This window comes from Rhodococcus sp. NPDC057529, assembly GCF_042802055.1.
Taxonomy (GTDB): Bacteria; Actinomycetota; Actinomycetes; order Mycobacteriales; family Mycobacteriaceae; genus Rhodococcus_F.
Genome location: NZ_JBHVEY010000005.1, coordinates 124,473 through 141,343, shown reverse-complemented (window position 1 = coordinate 141,343; position 16,871 = coordinate 124,473). Strand labels below are relative to the sequence as shown.

Genomic DNA, 16,871 nt, shown 5'->3' with positions numbered 1-16,871 from the left:
GGAGTCGGCCGCGCCGCCACCGGCCCAACGACACGCTGTAGTTGACCGCCCTCTACCATCGATGCCGTGCTGTATCGCGGGTTTCTGAGCCTGGTAGACCGTCTCCCCCTTCCGTCGCTGACCGTGCAGCGTGTCATCGCGTTCGCGGTGATCCTCACGCAGGGCGGCATCGCCGTCACCGGGGCCGTCGTCCGGGTGACGGCCTCCGGCCTCGGCTGCCCCACGTGGCCGCAGTGCTTCCCCGGCAGCTTCGTGCCGGTCGGGCACGGCGAGGTCGCCGTCGTCCACCAGGCGGTCGAATTCGGCAACCGGCTGCTGACGTTCGTCGTCGTCGTGGCCGCGGCCCTGATCGTCCTCGCGGTCACGCGCGCGCGCCGCCGCAAGAAGGTCCTCGTCTACGCGTGGATGATGCCGCTCGGCACCGTCGTGCAGGCGGTCATCGGCGGTGTCACGGTGCTCACCGGACTGCTGTGGTGGACGGTCGCGGTGCACCTGCTCGCGTCGATGGCGATGGTGTGGCTGGCGACCGTGATGTACGCGAAGATCTGCGAACCCGACGACGCCCCGGCGATCGACGTGATCCCGGCACCGCTGCGCTGGCTCACCGCGCTGTCGGCGGTCGCGCTGGCCGGCGTCCTCGCCGCCGGAACACTCGTCACGGGTGCGGGCCCGCACGCGGGAGACAAGAGTCTCGACCGCGTGGTTCCGCGCCTCGAGGTGGAGATCGTCACGCTCGTGCACCTGCATGCGCAACTGCTGGTGGGTTATCTGGCGTTGCTGGTCGGCCTGTGCTTCGGCCTGTACGCCGTCGGCGCCGGCCGCGCGGTGAAGGTCCGGGTGCAGGTTCTCCTCGCGCTGGTGGTGGCGCAGGCGCTGATCGGGCTGGTCCAGTTCTTCACGGACGTTCCCGCCGCCCTGGTGGCGTTCCACGTGGCGGGGGCCGGGCTGTGCACCGCGGCCACCGCGGCGGTGTGGGCCGCGGGGCGCACCCGCGAGTACGTCACGCAGCCCGACACCGCGAGCGTCTAGCGCTCGTTGCGGGCCTTCGGGAAGCGGGTCTGCCGCGCGACCCAGCCGGCCATCTTCTGGAAGTGGCCCTTGCGGGGCGTGACGATGCTGGTGATCGCGCGGTCCCACTCGGAGACGGTGACGTCGTCGAGCGAGGCGACGACGGCGTTCGCGGTGGCGAGATCGTCGACCACCTGGTCACCGAGGATGCCGTCGGCTCCGACGAGGGTGATCCGGACGCCGGCGAGCCCGATGGGCTGGATGACGGCGCTGGCCGAACCGCCGTGCTCGGCCACGAACTTCTCGATCGCGTCGACCGTGTGGGACGGCAGCGAGGGTGCCGGGCTCGAGGGGGCCTGTTCCGCATGGGTGTCGGTACTCATGCTCCGAGAATACTGGGCGGTAGACGTGCCGTGTCCGCCAGGCTCCGTGCGGCGGGCCGCGCCGTGTAGAACTGAAACCATGCGCGCTATACAGGTTTCCCGTCTCGGTGGTCCCGACGTCCTCGAACCGGTAGAGGTTCCTGAACCCGAGATCGGAGCGACGGATCTGCTCGTTCGCACCGACGCCATCGGCATCAACTACATCGACACGTACTTCCGGACGGGTCTGTACCCGCGGCCGCTGCCGTACATACCCGGAGACGAGGGCTCCGGCGTGGTGGAGGCCGTCGGCGGCGACGTGTCGGATTTCGCACCCGGCGACCGGGTGGCCTGGTGCGCCGCTCCCGGCAGCTACGCGGCGAAGGTGGCCGTCCCCGCGGCGGCCGCGATCGCCGTCCCCGGCTCCGTGCCCGCCCCGCAGGCCGCGTCCGCGCTGCTGCAGGGCATGACCGCCCACTACCTGGCCCACTCCACGTACCCGATCCGACCCGGCGACACCGTCCTCGTCCACGCCGGGGCGGGCGGCGTCGGGCTGATCCTCACCCAGATGGCGACGACGCTGGGCGCCCGGGTGATCACCACCGTGTCCTCCGACGCGAAGGAGCAGTTGTCCCGGGACGCCGGCGCGCACGAGGTGCTGCGGTACGACGACGACATCGCGGCCCGGGTGCGGGAACTGACCGACGGCGAGGGCGTCGCAGCCGCCTACGACGGTGTCGGTGCGTCCACGTTCGAAGCCAGTCTGGCGTCGGTGCGGATCCGGGGAACGGTCGCGCTGTTCGGCGCCGCGAGCGGGCCGGTGCCGCCGTTCGATCCGCAGCGACTGAACCCGGCAGGTTCGCTGTTCCTCACCCGGCCGACGCTCGCGCACCACGTCCGCAACCGGGAGGAACTGACGTGGCGGGCGGGAGACGTGTTCTCCGCCCTCGCCGACGGTGCACTCACGGTCCGGGTGGGAGCCGAGTACCCGCTCGAGCGGGCGGAGGAGGCGCACCGCGATCTAGAGGCGCGGGCCACGACGGGCTCGATCGTCCTGGTGCCCTGACGCGCATCGTCGGGCCCGCGGTCAGCTCAGCAGGCTGCCGATGGTCTGCAGTCCCAGCACCGAGTCGACGGCGAGCCCGACGAAGACGATCGCCAGATAGTTGTTGGACTGCAGGAAGAGGCGGAGCGGTTTGACGGCCGCTCCGCCTCGCACGCTGCGGTACAGCTGGTGAGCCATGAGCAGGAACCAGGCGCCGGCGACGAGGGTGACGGCGGCGTAGACCACCCCGGCGGCGGGGACGAGCACCAGCGACGTGATCACCATCGCCCAGCTGTACAGCAGGATCTGCTTGGTGACGTGCTCCTCGGTGGCGATCACCGGCAGCATCGGGACACCGGCCGCCTTGTAGTCCTCCTTGTAGCGCATCGCGAGCGCCCAGGTGTGCGGCGGCGTCCAGAAGAAGATGACGAGGAACAGCACGATGGGCTGCCAGCTCAGCGATCCGGTGACCGCCGACCAGCCGACCATGACGGGCATGCAGCCCGCGGCACCGCCCCAGACGACGTTCTGCCAGGTCCGGCGCTTGAGCACCATCGTGTACACGAGAACGTAGAACGCGATGGTCAGGACGACCAGGCACCCGGCGAGCAGATTGGCCCGCCACCACAACCACAGGAACGACGCGATCCCGAGGGTCATGCCGAACACGAACGCGTGCGACGTCGGCACCGCGTCGCGGGCCAGCGGCCGGCGCGCGGTCCGCTTCATGACCTTGTCGATGTCGGCGTCGACGACGCAGTTGAGGGAGTTCGCGCTCGCCGCACCCATCCAGCCGCCGAACAGCGTGCTGAGGATCAGCAGGATGTCGACGTTGCCGCGGTCGGCCAGCAGCATCGCCGGGATGGTCGCGACCAGCAGCAGTTCGATCACCCGCGGCTTGGTCAACGCGATGTAGGCCAGGACCTTGCCCGTGACGCGACCCAGCACCGTGTCGGTGCCGGTCGCGCGGGGGGCGGGGCTGGGGCTGCCGAAGCCGTGTCCGCTCGGCTGATGCCCTGTCCGCACGTTTTCTCCTCGCACCACGCTGTATTCCACATCCGAATGCCGGCGACTGCTCCCGAAGTCCTTCGCGACGGCCGGCCGTCTACTACAAACGATGGTAGACCGCCGTAATGCGCGAACCGAATCGACCCGGATACGACCGCACACTAGGCTGGAGTCGCACAAGAGGCCCACGCATCCTCAGGCTCCACGTTCACCCATGTCAGGAGACTTCTGCCCGTGTCGATCACAGACGACATCCACGTCCTCACGCAACCGGTTCATCCCGCCGACTGGACCGAACTGGACACCAAGGCCGTCGACACCATCCGGGTGCTCGCCGCCGATGCAGTGCAGAAGGTGGGCAACGGCCACCCTGGCACGGCCATGAGCCTCGCCCCCCTCGCCTACACCCTCTTCCAGCGCGTCATGCGCCACGACCCCACCGATGCCGACTGGATCGGCCGCGACCGGTTCGTGCTGTCCTGTGGACACTCCAGCCTCACCCTCTACATCCAGCTGTACCTCTCCGGCTACGGGCTCGAACTGGGCGACCTGGAAGCGCTGCGCACCTGGGGCTCGAAGACCCCCGGCCACCCCGAGCACGGCCACACCCGCGGCGTCGAGATCACCACCGGTCCGCTGGGCCAGGGACTGGCTTCCGCCGTCGGCATGGCCATGGCCGCCCGCCGTGAGCGCGGCCTGTTCGACCCCGAGCCCGCGCTCGGCGACAGCCCGTTCGATCACCACATCTACGTGATCGCCTCCGACGGCGACATCGAGGAAGGCGTCACGTCCGAGGCGTCGTCCATCGCCGGTGTGCAGCAGCTCGGCAACCTGACGCTGATCTACGACGACAACAAGATCTCCATCGAGGACGACACCGCCATCGCGCTGTCCGAGGACACCGCCGCCCGCTACGAGGCGTACGGCTGGCACGTGCAGATCGTCGAGGGTGGCGAGAACGTCGTCGCCATCGAAGAGGCCCTGAACAAGGCCCGCGAGGTCACCGACAAGCCGTCCCTGATCCTGCTCCGCACGATCATCGGCTTCCCCGCCCCGACCAAGATGAACACGGGCGCGGCGCACGGCGCCGCCCTCGGTGCCGACGAGGTCGCCGCCGTGAAGAAGGCGCTCGGCTTCGATCCGGACAAGACGTTCGAGGTCGCCGACGACGTCATCGCGCACACCCGCAAGGTCGTCGAGCGCGGCGCGCAGGCGCACAAGGAGTGGCAGGCCCAATACGACGAGTGGACGCAGCGCGCCCCCGAGGGCAAGAAGCTGCTCGACCGCCTGATCGGACGCGACCTGCCCGCCGGCTGGGCCGACGTCCTCCCGACGTGGGAGCCCGACGCGAAGGGTCTCGCCACCCGGAAGGCGTCCGCCGCCGTCCTGAACGTGGTCGGACCGGTGCTGCCCGAGCTGTGGGGCGGCTCCGCCGACCTCGCGGAGAGCAACAACACCACCATCAAGGGTGCCGACTCGTTCGGTCCCACGTCCATTTCCACCAGCATGTGGAATGCGGAGCCCTACGGTCGCACCCTGCACTTCGGTGTCCGCGAGCACGCGATGGGCTCGATCCTCAACGGCATCGCCCTGCACGGGCCGACCCGCCCCTACGGCGGCACGTTCCTCGTCTTCAGCGACTACATGCGTCCCGCCGTCCGGCTCGCCGCGATCATGAAGACCGCGGTCACCTACGTGTGGACGCACGACTCCATCGGACTCGGCGAGGACGGTCCCACGCACCAGCCGATCGAGCACCTCGCGGCGCTGCGCGCCATCCCCGGCCTGTACGTCGTGCGGCCCGGCGACGCGAACGAGACCGCGCACGCGTGGCGCGCCGTTCTCGAGAAGGGCGCCGACGAGGCCACCCGAGCTCCCGCGGGTCTCGCCCTGACCCGCCAGGATCTGCCGGTCCTCGAGGGCACCAGCTACGAGGGTGTTTCCCGTGGCGGTTACGTCCTCGCCGACGCGTCCACCGGGGCACCGGAGGTCGTGCTCATCGGCACCGGCTCCGAGCTGCAGCTGGCCGTCGCCGCCCGCGAGGCCCTCGAGGCCGAGGGCATCCCCACCCGGGTCGTGTCCATGCCGTGCGTCGAGTGGTTCGACGCCCAGGACCAGGCCTACCGCGACGGGGTGCTCCCCCCGACGGTCAAGGCGCGGGTCTCCGTCGAGGCCGGCGTCTCGATGCCGTGGTACCGCTTCGTCGGTGACGCAGGCGAAATCATCTCCATCGAGCACTTCGGTGCCTCCGCCGACTACAAGACCCTGTTCCGCGAGTTCGGCTTCACCGCCGAGGCCGTCACCGCCGCCGCTCAGCGCTCGCTCGCACGCGTGAAGGGATAACGCCATGACTCAGAACCCCAACCTCCGCAAGCTCTCCGAAGCCGGCGTCTCGGTGTGGCTCGACGACCTCTCCCGTGACCGCATCGAGTCCGGCAACCTCGCCGAGCTCATCGCCACCAAGAGCATCGTCGGTGTCACCACCAACCCGTCGATCTTCCAGGCCGCGCTCAGCAAGGGCCACGTCTACGACGCCCAGGTCCGCGAACTCGCCGAACGCGGCGCCGACGTCGAAGCCACCATCCGCACCGTGACCACCGACGACGTCCGCGCCGCCTGCGACGTCCTCGCCCCGCAGTTCGAGGCCAGCCGCGGCGTCGACGGCCGGGTGTCCATCGAGGTCGACCCGCGCCTGGCCCACGACGCCGACAAGACCGTCGCGCAGGCCGTCGAACTGTGGAAGATCGTCGACCGCCCAAACCTGTTCATCAAGATCCCGGCCACCGAGGCCGGCATCCCGGCCATCGCCAAGGTGCTGGGTGAGGGCATCAGCGTCAACGTCACGCTGATCTTCTCGGTGGAACGGTACGAACTCGTCATGGGTGCCTACCTCGACGGTCTCGAGGCCGCGAAGGCCGCCGGCCACGACGTCTCCCGCATCCACTCGGTCGCCTCGTTCTTCGTCTCCCGCGTCGACACCGAAATCGACAAGCGGCTCGACAAGATCGGCACCCCCGACGCCCTCGCGCTGCGCGGCAAGGCCGGCGTCGCGAACGCCCGCCTCGCGTACGCCGCGTACCAGCAGGTCTTCGAGGTGCAGCCGCGGTTCCAGGGTCTGCTCGCGGCCGGTGCCCGCCCGCAGCGCGCACTGTGGGCGTCGACGGGCGTCAAGAACCCCGACTACCCGGACACCCTGTACGTCGCCGACCTGGTGGCCCCGAACACCGTGAACACGATGCCGGAAAAGACTCTCGACGCGTTCGCCGACCACGGCGAGGTCGCCGGCGACACCGTCTCCGGCACCGCCGTCGCGTCGCAGGAGATCTTCGACCAGCTCACCGCCGTCGGCATCGACCTGCCCGACGTGTTCAAGGTCCTCGAGGACGAGGGCGTCGACAAATTCGAGGTGTCCTGGAACGAACTCCTGGAGGCCACGGCGGAGCAGCTGCGCGCAGCAGGGCAGAAGAGCTGATACGTGAGCGAGCCCGCAGCGTCAGACGAATGGGTCAATCCACTTCGCGACAGTAGGGACAAGCGCCTACCACGCATCGCCGGGCCGTGTGCGCTGGTGATCTTCGGTGTCACCGGCGACCTGGCCCGGCGCAAGTTGATGCCCGCCATCTACGATCTGGCCAATCGTGGTCTTCTGCCGCCCGGGTTCGCTCTCGTCGGGTTCGCCCGAAGGGATTGGTCGGACGAGGATTTCGGCAAGATCGTTCACGACGCGGTGCGCGACCATTCCCGGACCCCGTTCCGGGAGGACGTGTGGGAGCGGCTGTCGGAGGGCCTGCGTTTCGTCCAGGGCAGCTTCGACGACCCGGCGTCCTTCCAGGAGCTGGCGAGCACCCTCGCCACGCTCGAACGCGAACGGGGGACCGGCGGCAATCACGGGTTCTATCTCGCGATTCCGCCGGACGCGTTCCCGGTGGTCCTCAAGCAGCTGTCCGAGGCCGGGCTCGCCCGGTCGAACGACAACCAGTGGCGCCGGGTGGTCATCGAGAAGCCGTTCGGTCACGACCTCGCGAGCGCACGTGAGCTCAACGCGGTCGTGAACGAGGTCTTCCCCGAGGACACCGTCTTCCGGATCGACCACTACCTCGGCAAGGAAACCGTTCAGAACATCCTGGCGCTGCGCTTCGCCAACCAGTTGTTCGATCCGATCTGGAACGCCCACTACGTGGATCACGTGCAGATCACCATGGCCGAGGACATCGGTCTCGGTGGCAGGGCCGGGTATTACGACGGCATCGGGGCGGCGCGGGACGTCATCCAGAATCACCTGCTGCAACTCCTCGCGTTCACCGCGATGGAGGAGCCGATCAGCTTCGAACCGTCGGAGTTGCAGGCGGAGAAGATCAAGGTGCTCTCCGCCACCACACTCGCGCAGCCGCTCGACGAGACCACCGCGCGCGGCCAGTACGCGGGCGGCTGGCAGGGTGGCACCCGGGTGGTCGGTCTGCTGGAGGAGGACGGCTTCTCGCAGGACTCCACCACGGAGACGTTCGCCGCGATCACCCTCGAGGTCGACACCCGCCGCTGGGCGGGTGTGCCGTTCTATCTCCGCACCGGGAAGCGGCTCGGCCGCCGGGTCACCGAGATCGCCGTGATCTTCAAGCGCGCGCCGCACCTGCCGTTCGATCGAACGATGACCGAGGAACTCGGGCAGAACGCGCTCGTCATCCGGGTGCAGCCGGACGAGGGTGTGACGATGCGCTTCGGGTCCAAGGTCCCGGGATCGAGCATGGAGGTCCGCGACGTCAGCATGGACTTCAGCTACGGTCAGGCGTTCACGGAGTCGTCCCCGGAGGCGTACGAACGCCTCATCCTCGACATGCTGCTCGGGGAACCTTCCCTGTTCCCCGTCAACGCCGAGGTCGAATTGTCGTGGGAGATTCTCGATCCGGCGCTGGCCGCCTGGGCCGCGGAGGGCAAACCGGAACCGTACGAGGCAGGCACGTGGGGTCCCCCGTCCGCGGACGAAATGATGCACCGCACCGGTCGCGAATGGAGAAGGCCGTAGATGATCATCGACATCCCCTCGACCACCACCGGCCAGGTCAACAAGAAACTGGTGGAGCTCCGGAAGACCGGCGGGGCGGTGACGCTGGGACGGGTCCTCACCCTGGTGGTGTGCACCCGGGACAGTGAGAACTCCGAGGACATCATCGACGCCGCCAACGAGGCGAGCCGGGAACATCCCTGCCGTGTCATCGTCGTCGCGCGCGGTTCCCGCGACGCCGAACCGCGGCTGGACGCCCAGATCAGGGTCGGTGGTGACGCCGGCGCCTCGGAGGTGGTGGTGCTCCGCCTGTTCGGCGAACTCGCCGATCACGAGAGCAGTGTGGTGGTGCCGTTCCTGCTCCCCGACACCCCGGTCGTCGTGTGGTGGCCCGAGACCGCTCCCGCCGTCCCCGCGAAGGACCCGGTCGGCAAGCTCGCGATCCGGCGGATCACCGACGCGACGGACCGTGCGGATCCCGCCGCCGAGATCAAGGGTCGCCTCGCCTCCTACACGTCCGGTGACACGGATCTGGCGTGGAGCCGAATCACGTTCTGGCGGGGGCTCATCACCTCGGCCGTCGATCAGCCACCACACTCGCGCATCGAATCGGCGGTCGTCTCGGGCCTCGTGGACGAGCCCGCCGTCGACATGATCGCCGGTTGGCTGGCGGGCCGTCTCGATGCGCCCGTCACCCGCAGGGTCGGACCGCTGTTCGTGACCCTCGAGTTCGCGGACGGTGGCACGCTGACCATCAGCCGCCCGCAGACCGGCACCACCGCCACGTTGTCGCGGACCGGCAAACCGGATGCGCTGGTGGCGCTGGGCAGGCGGGAGACCCGCGACTGCCTGGCCGAAGAACTACGCAGACTGGACCCCGACGAGGCCTACGAGGCCGCACTCGCCGGGCTGACGAAGGTGACGTATGAGTGACATCCACGTAGAAGTGCACCCCGACACCGCCACGCTGGTGACGAAGGCCGCGGAGCGGTTCGTCGCCACCGTCGTCGCCGCCCAGAAGGACCGCGGGTCGGCGTCGGTGGTCCTCACCGGCGGCGGCACCGGGATCGGGCTGCTCGAGAAGGTCCGGGAGAACCCGGGCGACATCGACTGGCGCGCGATCGACATCTTCTGGGGTGACGAGCGTTTCCTGCCCGCCGGCGATCCGGAACGCAACGACGTGCAGGCGCGGGCCGCGCTGCTCGACCACGTCGACGTCGATCCCGACCGCGTGCACACCATGCCCGTCGCGGACGGGATCTACGAGAACGACCCGGAGGCGGCCGCCGTCGCGTACGCGCAGGTGCTCGGGGCGCACGCCGACGGCAGGCAGGTCCCGGTCTTCGACGTCCACCTGCTCGGCATGGGCGGTGAGGGACACGTCAATTCGCTGTTCCCGGACACCGACGCGGTCCGCGAGGAGCACCGGTTCGTCGTCGCGGTGACGGACTCCCCCAAGCCGCCGCCGGTGCGGGTCACGCTGACCCTGCCCGCAGTCCGGCACGCCGACGAGGTGTGGCTCGTCGTGTCCGGTGACGCCAAGGCCGAGGCGGTGGCCGCCGCGATCGCGGGCGCACCGCCCGTCGAGATCCCGGCGTCCGGGGCCCGCGGACTCTCGGCCACCCGGTGGCTTCTCGACACGTCGGCCGCGTCCCGGCTGCCGAACTGACGCGTCCCGAACCGGGGCTCTCATCCGACGGGGTCCTCGTCGTCGTCCGCCGGTAACCCGGCCGGCGACCGGGGGTCCCGTTCGACCGGTGTCCGGGTGACCCGGCACTCTGTGACGATGCGGCCGGCCCGAAGCGGGCTCGCCGTCCGCGCCGACCCCCGCCCGATTCCTCCGCGCCAATAGACCGGGTCACCCGCGCATCGCCTCATTCGTCGCCCCACTTCGTCTCGGAAACGTTGTGCTCTTTCCCGTTTTGACGCAGGGACGGGCGGTTCGGTTCCCCCGCCCCGCGAGAAAGTTCACCGCTTTCTCGCGGAGGCGCGGGAACCGGCCCTGCTACCCGCTGTTGCGCAGTGCGGTCGCCAGCCCGTTCATCGTGAGCTGGATGCCGCGGCGCGTCTGATCGCTGTCGTCCCCTGCCCGGTAGCGGCGCAGCAGTTCCACCTGCAGGTGGTTGAGCGGCTCGAGGTACGGGAACCGGTTGTGCACCGACCGCTCCAGACCGGGATTGTCGGCGAACAGTGTGTCGTTCCCGGTGATCGCCTTGTACATCCGGATGGTCCGCTCGTGCTCCTCCGCGATCTTGCCGAACACCCGTTGCCGCAGTTCCTCGTCGGGGACGAGTTCCGCGTAGCGGGCCGCGAGACCCATGTCGGACTTCGACATCACCATCGCCAGGTTCGACAGCACGGTCCGGAAGAACGGCCACGTCGCGTAGAGACGGGACAGCGTCGCCACCCGTTCGGGGTCGCCCTGCGTCCATTCCTCGAACGCGGCGCCGGTGCCGTACCACCCGGGCAGCATCACCCGGGACTGACTCCACGACAACACCCACGGGATGGCCCGCAGGTCGGAGATGGACGTGGTCTGCTTGCGGGAGGCCGGACGGCTGCCGATGTTGAGCGCCCCGATCTCCGCGACCGGGGTCGACATCTCGAAGTACTCCACGAATCCGGGTGTCTCGTGCACCAATTCGCCGTAGGCGCGGCGGGCCAGCGCGGCGAGTTCGTCGAGGATGCGGTACGCCGGTTCGGCGTCGTCACCGAGGCCCTCGACGTCGAGCAGGGTGGCCTCCAGGGTCGCGGCGAGCAGCGTTTCGAGATTGCGTTGCGCGAGGCGGGGTTCCGCGTACTTGGCGGCGATCACCTCACCCTGTTCGGTGATCCGCAGCGATCCGGCCACCGCTCCGGGCGGCTGCGCGAGGATCGCCTCGTAGCTGGGTCCGCCGCCGCGGCCCACGGTGCCGCCGCGACCGTGGAAGAGCCGCAACCGGATTCCCGTCTTGCGGGCCGCGTCGACCAGGTCCAGCTCGGCACGGTACAGCGCCCAGTTGGCCGCCAGGTAGCCGCCGTCCTTGTTGGAGTCGGAGTACCCGAGCATCACTTCCTGGGCGTCGCCACGCGACGACACCAGGGCCCGGTAGATCGGGACCTCCAGAGTGGCCTCGAGAGTGGCGGCCCCCTGCTGCAGGTCCTCGATCGTCTCGAACAGCGGCACGATGCCCACCGGGCAGGTCGGCGCCTCCCCCGACCCGGGATCGAGGATGCCCACCTCCTTCAGCAGGACGGCGGCCTCGAGCATGTCGCTGACGGACGTGCACATGCTGATGATGTAGTTGGGCACCGCGCCCGCGCCGAGTGTCCGCACGGCGTCGGCGCCGGCCTGGAGAATGGCGAGTTCCTTCGCCGTCAGCTCGCTGAACTCGGCGTTCGTCGTGGTCAGGGGGCGCCGGGTGGACAGCTCCGCCGACAGCAACTCCACCCGCTCGTCCTCGGACAGCGACGGGTAGTCGGCGTGCACGCCCGCCCATGCCAGCAGTTCGGCGACGACGGTCTCGTGCACGTCCGAGTTCTGCCGCATGTCGAGTCCGGAGAGGTGGAAACCGAACACCTCCACGGAGTCCCGCAGGATCGCCAGTCCGTCGTCGGCGATCGTGCCGTCGCCGCCGCGCCGCAGGGAGTCGTCGACGACGTCGAGTTCGTCGAGCATCTGCCGCGGCGTGTCGTAGGGTGCGAGCCCGAGGTCGAGCCCGTGATCGGGCGCCTCCCCGAGGATGCGGTGCGCGGTGGCCGTGAGACGCCCCCGGATGCCCCGCACCGCACGGCGGTACGGCTCGTCGGCCCGGAACGGTGAATCGTCCTGGGACGCCGCGGCCAGGAGGTCGAGGGCAGGTGTGACGGTGACGAGACGGGCCGACATGGACAGTTCCCGCTCGAGCGTCTCGAGTTGCCCGAGATGGTGCTCGATCGCGGTGGCCGCGGCCCGGGTCGTGGCCTGGCGGACCACCTCGTCGGTGACGTAGGGATTGCCGTCGCGGTCCCCGCCGATCCACGATCCGGGGCGCAGAATCGGTTCCCGGCCCAGGTCCGCGTCCGGCCACCGCGACCGCAGGGCACTGCGCAGTTCGGCGTTGATCTTCGGGACGACCTCGAACAGTGCCGCGTCGTAGTACCGCAGCCCGACCTCGATCTCGTCCTGGATCCGCAACCGCGACAACCGGATCAGCGCGGTCTGCCACAGGGTGAGGATCTGCCGCCGCAGCCGGACGTCGACGTCGGCCGTCTCGGATTCGGTCAGGGCGGTGCGTTCGCGGTACCGCATCAGTTCGGTGATCCGCGTCTGGGTCTCGAACACCGTGCGGCGACGGGTCTCGGTGGGATGCGCGGTGATGACCGGTGACACGAGCGCCCCCCGCAACGCGTCCGCGACGACGTCGCTGCTCAGGTGAGCGGCGTCGAGCTTGGCGAACGTGGCGGTCAGGGTGCTGTCGGGGGCGGGTTCACCGGCGGCGACGTGGACGGCGCGCCGGCGTTCGCGGTGGTTGTCCTCAGCGAGGTTGGCCAGCAGGGCGAAGTGGCTGAAGGCCCGGATGACGGGAATGGCGTCGCTCGTGGACACCTCGGTGAACATGCCGGCCAGATCGGCGCGGTCGATCTCGGAACGACGGACCCGGAACGATTCGACCCTGGCCTTCTCGACGAGGTCGAAGACGGCGTCTCCGGCCTGTTCGCGCACTATCTGACCGAGGATGCCGCCCAGGAGCCGAATGTCTTCGCGGAGTGGTTCAGTGGCCTCACGTGGGGTTTCGATCATGCATCCAGTATCGACCGGTGACGGCCCGTCCGCATGATGAAGCCGATCAGCCGAACTTGATCTCCAGGCCGATGCCGATGATGGCGATGAACCAGATCAGACCGGTGAAGACGGTGAGCCGGTCGAGGTTCTTCTCGACCACGGTGGAACCGGACAGGCTGGACTGGACGCCGCCGCCGAACAGGCTGGACAGGCCGCCGCCCTTACCGCGGTGCAGCAGCACCAGCAGAATCAGCAGCAAGCTGGTGATCACCAGCAAGATATCCAGGAACAGTTCCATGTCTGTCTACGTCCACCCATCCAGTAGGAACAACTACGACCTCGTACACCCTACAGGCGCTCCGCGCTCGTGCGCCTTTCCGGTACCCACCGCTACCGGAAAGGCGCACGAGCGCCGAAGGCGCCTTACGGCAGAGGTCCGCCCGCGGCGATCGCCGACAGGGTGGCGAACTCGTCGGCCTTCAGCGAGGCGCCGCCCACGAGGGCGCCGTCCACATCCGTCTGTCCGACGATCTCGCCGACGTTCTTCGCGTTGACGCTGCCGCCGTACAGCACGCGGACACCGGACGCGACGTCCGGCGAGGCCAGCTCGCCGAGCGTGGCGCGGATCGCGGCGCAGACTTCCTGCGCGTCCGCGGCACTGGCCACCCGGCCGGTGCCGATGGCCCACACCGGCTCGTACGCGATGACGACCTTGCCGATGTCCTCGGCGGACAGCCCGGCGAGCGAACCCCGCAGCTGCTCGACGTTGTAGGACACGTGGTCGCCGGCCTCGCGGATGTCGAGGCCCTCACCGATGCAGACGATCGGGGTGAGCCCGTTCTTCAGCGCGGCCTTGGTCTTGGCCAGCACGGTGTCGTTGTCCTCGCCGTGCAGGGTCCGGCGCTCCGAGTGCCCGACGACGACGAACGTGCAGCCCAGCTTGGCCAGCATGGAGCCGCTGATCTCGCCGGTGTACGCTCCCGAATCCTGGGCCGACACGTCCTGCGCACCGTAGGTGAGCAGGAGCTTGTCGCCCTCGACGAGGGTCTGCACGCTGCGGATGTCGGTGAACGGCGGGATCACCGTCACGTCGACCTTGTCGAAGTACTTCGCCGGGAGCGAGAAGGCGATCTTCTGAACCAGCGCGATGGCCTCGAGGTGGTTCAGATTCATCTTCCAGTTGCCGGCGATCAGCGGCTTCCGTGCCATGGGTCAGCCCTCCAGAACTGCGATGCCGGGGAGTTCCTTGCCCTCGAGGTACTCGAGGGAGGCGCCGCCACCGGTGGAGATGTGCGAGAACCCGTCCTCGGGCAGACCGAGCTGGCGCACCGCCGCGGCGGAATCACCGCCACCGACGACGCTGTACGCGCCCTTGCCGGTGGCCTCGATGATCGCCTCGGCGACACCCTTGGTGCCCGCGGCGAACTTCTCGAACTCGAACACACCCATCGGGCCGTTCCAGAACACGGTCTTCGCGCTGGTCAGGATCGCCGCGAACCGGCGAACCGACTGCGGTCCGATGTCGAGTCCCATCCAGCCGTCCGGGATCTCGAGCACGGAGACGATCTTCGACTCGGCGTCGGCGGAGAACGAATCGGCGATGACCACGTCCTGCGGGATGTGGATGACGTCGGCGTACTGCTCGAGCAGCGCCTTGCACGTGTCGATCATCGACTCCTCGCACAGCGAGTTTCCGACCGAGACGCCCTGCGCCGCGAGGAACGTGTAGTACATGCCGCCGCCGATGACGAGGGTGTCGACCTTGGGGGCCAGCGCCTCGATCACCGCGAGCTTGTCCGACACCTTGGATCCACCGAGGACGACCGCGTACGGCCGCTCGGGCTCCTGGGTGAGCTTGCCGAGCACCTCGATCTCGGCGTCGACGAGCGTGCCCGCGTAGTGCGGGAGCAACTTCGCGACCTCGTACACCGACGCCTGCGCGCGGTGCACGACACCGAACCCGTCGGACACGAACGCACCGTCGTCGCCGACCAGTTCGACCAGGGCGTTGGCGAGCTTCGTCCGCTCGGCCTCGTCCTTGCTGGTCTCCCGCGGGTCGAAGCGGATGTTCTCCAGCAGGAGGACGTCGCCGTCGGTGAGCCCCTCCGCGCGGGCCAGCGCGTCCTGGCCGACGACGTCGCCGGCGAGCTGGACGTTGCGTCCCAGCACCTCGGCGAGCTTCACCGCCACCGGCGCGAGCGAGTACTGCGGGTCGGGCTCACCCTTGGGGCGACCCAGATGGGCGGTGACGATGACCTTGGCGCCCGCCTCCGCCAACGCCTTCAGCGTCGGTGCGGAAGCGAGGATGCGCCCGGGATCGGTGATCCGGTCGCCGTCGAGCGGAACGTTGAGGTCGGAGCGCACCAGCACGGCACGCCCCTCGACCCCAGCGTTCAGTAGATCGTCGAGAGTCTGAACTGCCACTGTTACCGGACCTTCGCTCAGAGAGACTTGGCGACGAGACCGATGAGGTCTGCCAGACGGTTGGAGTAACCCCACTCGTTGTCGTACCAGGACACGATCTTGGCCTGATCCTCGATGACCTTGGTGAGGCCGGAGTCGAAGATCGAGCTGTGCGGGTCGGTGACGATGTCGGACGACACGATGGGGGCGTCCGTGTACTTCAGGATGCCCTTGAGCGGGCCCTCGGCGGCAGCCTTCATCGCGGCGTTGATGTCCTCGACGCTGGCCGACTTCCGCAGGTTCGCGGTGAGGTCGGTGACCGAACCCGTGGGGATCGGGACGCGCAGCGCGTAGCCGTCCAGCTTGCCGAGCAGCTGCGGGAGGACCAGGCCGATGGCCTTGGCGGCACCGGTTCCGGTGGGAACCACGTTCAGTGCGGCGGCACGGGCGCGACGCAGGTCGCTGTGCGGGCCGTCCTGCAGGTTCTGGTCCTGGGTGTAGGCGTGCACCGTCGTCATGAGGCCCTTGACGATGCCGAACTCGTCGTCGAGCACCTTGGCGATGGGGCCGAGGCAGTTGGTGGTGCACGAGGCGTTGGAGATGATGTTCTGGCTGCCGTCGTACTTGTCGTCGTTGACGCCCATCACGATGGTGATGTCCTCGCCCTTGGCCGGGGCGGAGATGATGACCTTCTTGGCGCCGGCCTCGAGGTGGCCCTTCGCCTTGGCTGCGTCGGTGAAGATGCCGGTGGACTCGACGACGACGTCGACACCCAGGTCGCCCCAGGGAAGCGCCGCGGGGCCTTCCTTGATGGCGAGCGCCTTGATCTTCTGGCTTCCGACGACGATGGTGTCTTCACCTTCGAGCGAGACGTCGTGCGGGAGACGACCCAGGATGGAGTCGTACTTCAGGAGATGCGCCAGCGAAGCGTTGTCCGTGAGGTCGTTGACCGCCACAATCTCGATGTCGGTGGTTCCGAGCGCCTTCTGCGCATCCACCGCCCTGAAGAAGTTACGTCCGATACGGCCGAAACCGTTTACGCCTACCCGGACAGTCACAATCTGCTCCTTTGCGCATGATTCTGGTTGTGCAGCTCTGCTCCCGCGCCGCTACGACACCACCGGCGGGCGGTCGGCGCGGGGTTCATCGGTCGATGTGGTTCTTACCCTAGTGGGCGGGCGACGCCCCCGCGCAGTCCCCCCCCGGCGCCTCCCGGGGACCCCCCCCCCCGCCACCCCAGCCAGAAAAAAAAAGAAGATCCTCTCGTCCAACCTAAAAAACACCCCCTTCCTCCCGATTTGG

The 16,871-nt window shown here is 68.8% G+C and carries 14 protein-coding genes; 7 read left to right on the top strand and 7 right to left on the bottom strand.

Annotation, left to right across the window (positions count from 1 at the left end):
* The first annotated feature begins 66 nt into the window (after nt 1–66).
* Nucleotides 67–1,029: a heme A synthase gene (locus ACFU5V_RS11605; RefSeq protein WP_378699243.1), complete on the top strand. Its 963-nt coding sequence runs from the start codon at nt 67–69 to the stop codon at nt 1,027–1,029.
* Here ACFU5V_RS11605 and ACFU5V_RS11600 read toward each other — a convergent pair.
* A complete protein-coding gene (locus ACFU5V_RS11600; RefSeq protein ID WP_378438243.1) occupies nt 1,026–1,391 on the bottom strand; it encodes a hypothetical protein in 366 nt (121 codons plus the stop codon). The genes ACFU5V_RS11605 and ACFU5V_RS11600 overlap by 4 nt on opposite strands.
* Nucleotides 1,392–1,470: 79 nt before the next feature.
* Here ACFU5V_RS11600 and ACFU5V_RS11595 point away from each other — a divergent pair, with 79 nt between their 5' ends.
* Entirely contained in the window at nt 1,471–2,436 is a 966-nt protein-coding gene (locus ACFU5V_RS11595; protein WP_378438245.1) for a quinone oxidoreductase family protein, read from the top strand.
* Between the two features lie 21 nt (nt 2,437–2,457).
* Here ACFU5V_RS11595 and ACFU5V_RS11590 read toward each other — a convergent pair whose 3' ends face one another.
* Complete coding sequence (locus tag ACFU5V_RS11590; RefSeq protein ID WP_378699241.1) at nt 2,458–3,441, bottom strand: heme o synthase; 984 nt, start codon at nt 3,439–3,441, stop codon at nt 2,458–2,460.
* A 216-nt stretch (nt 3,442–3,657) separates the two neighbouring features.
* On the opposite strand from ACFU5V_RS11590, the gene tkt reads away from it, so the two are divergent.
* The 5 genes from tkt to pgl are packed head-to-tail and all read left to right on the top strand — an operon-like array spanning nt 3,658 to nt 10,091.
* Nucleotides 3,658–5,766 carry a transketolase gene (tkt, locus tag ACFU5V_RS11585; RefSeq protein WP_378699239.1) on the top strand — a complete coding sequence of 703 codons (2,109 nt, stop codon included), beginning with the start codon at nt 3,658–3,660 and terminating at the stop codon, nt 5,764–5,766.
* 4 nt (nt 5,767–5,770) lie between these two features.
* The gene (gene tal, locus ACFU5V_RS11580) at nt 5,771–6,895 is read left to right on the top strand and encodes a transaldolase (RefSeq protein WP_378699237.1); all 1,125 of its coding nucleotides are present in this window, start codon (nt 5,771–5,773) and stop codon (nt 6,893–6,895) included.
* Between the two features lie 3 nt (nt 6,896–6,898).
* On the top strand, nt 6,899–8,443 hold the full coding sequence (gene zwf / locus ACFU5V_RS11575) for a glucose-6-phosphate dehydrogenase (protein ID WP_378439530.1): 1,545 nt from the start codon (nt 6,899–6,901) through the stop codon (nt 8,441–8,443).
* A complete protein-coding gene (opcA, locus tag ACFU5V_RS11570) occupies nt 8,444–9,355 on the top strand; it encodes a glucose-6-phosphate dehydrogenase assembly protein OpcA (RefSeq protein WP_378439528.1) in 912 nt (303 codons plus the stop codon).
* Nucleotides 9,348–10,091: a 6-phosphogluconolactonase gene (pgl, locus tag ACFU5V_RS11565; RefSeq protein ID WP_095860617.1), complete on the top strand. Its 744-nt coding sequence runs from the start codon at nt 9,348–9,350 to the stop codon at nt 10,089–10,091. Before opcA ends, pgl begins: the two co-directional genes overlap by 8 nt.
* A 336-nt stretch (nt 10,092–10,427) precedes the next feature.
* Here the strand turns inward: pgl and ppc are convergent, their stop codons facing one another.
* From ppc to gap, 5 genes are all read right to left on the bottom strand, one after another.
* Nucleotides 10,428–13,184, bottom strand: a complete 2,757-nt coding sequence (ppc, locus tag ACFU5V_RS11560; RefSeq protein ID WP_378699234.1) for a phosphoenolpyruvate carboxylase — start codon at nt 13,182–13,184, stop codon at nt 10,428–10,430.
* A gap of 46 nt (nt 13,185–13,230) precedes the next feature.
* Nucleotides 13,231–13,464 (bottom strand): preprotein translocase subunit SecG, encoded by a 234-nt coding sequence (gene secG, locus ACFU5V_RS11555; protein WP_015890633.1) that lies wholly within the window; start codon nt 13,462–13,464, stop codon nt 13,231–13,233.
* 125 nt (nt 13,465–13,589) lie between these two features.
* Nucleotides 13,590–14,375, bottom strand: a complete 786-nt coding sequence (gene tpiA / locus ACFU5V_RS11550) for a triose-phosphate isomerase (RefSeq protein ID WP_378442219.1) — start codon at nt 14,373–14,375, stop codon at nt 13,590–13,592.
* Nucleotides 14,376–14,378: 3 nt separating this feature from the next.
* On the bottom strand, nt 14,379–15,590 hold the full coding sequence (locus tag ACFU5V_RS11545; RefSeq protein WP_378699232.1) for a phosphoglycerate kinase: 1,212 nt from the start codon (nt 15,588–15,590) through the stop codon (nt 14,379–14,381).
* Between the two features lie 17 nt (nt 15,591–15,607).
* Nucleotides 15,608–16,627 carry a type I glyceraldehyde-3-phosphate dehydrogenase gene (gene gap, locus ACFU5V_RS11540; protein WP_015890630.1) on the bottom strand — a complete coding sequence of 340 codons (1,020 nt, stop codon included), beginning with the start codon at nt 16,625–16,627 and terminating at the stop codon, nt 15,608–15,610.
* Nucleotides 16,628–16,871: the final 244 nt, after the last annotated feature.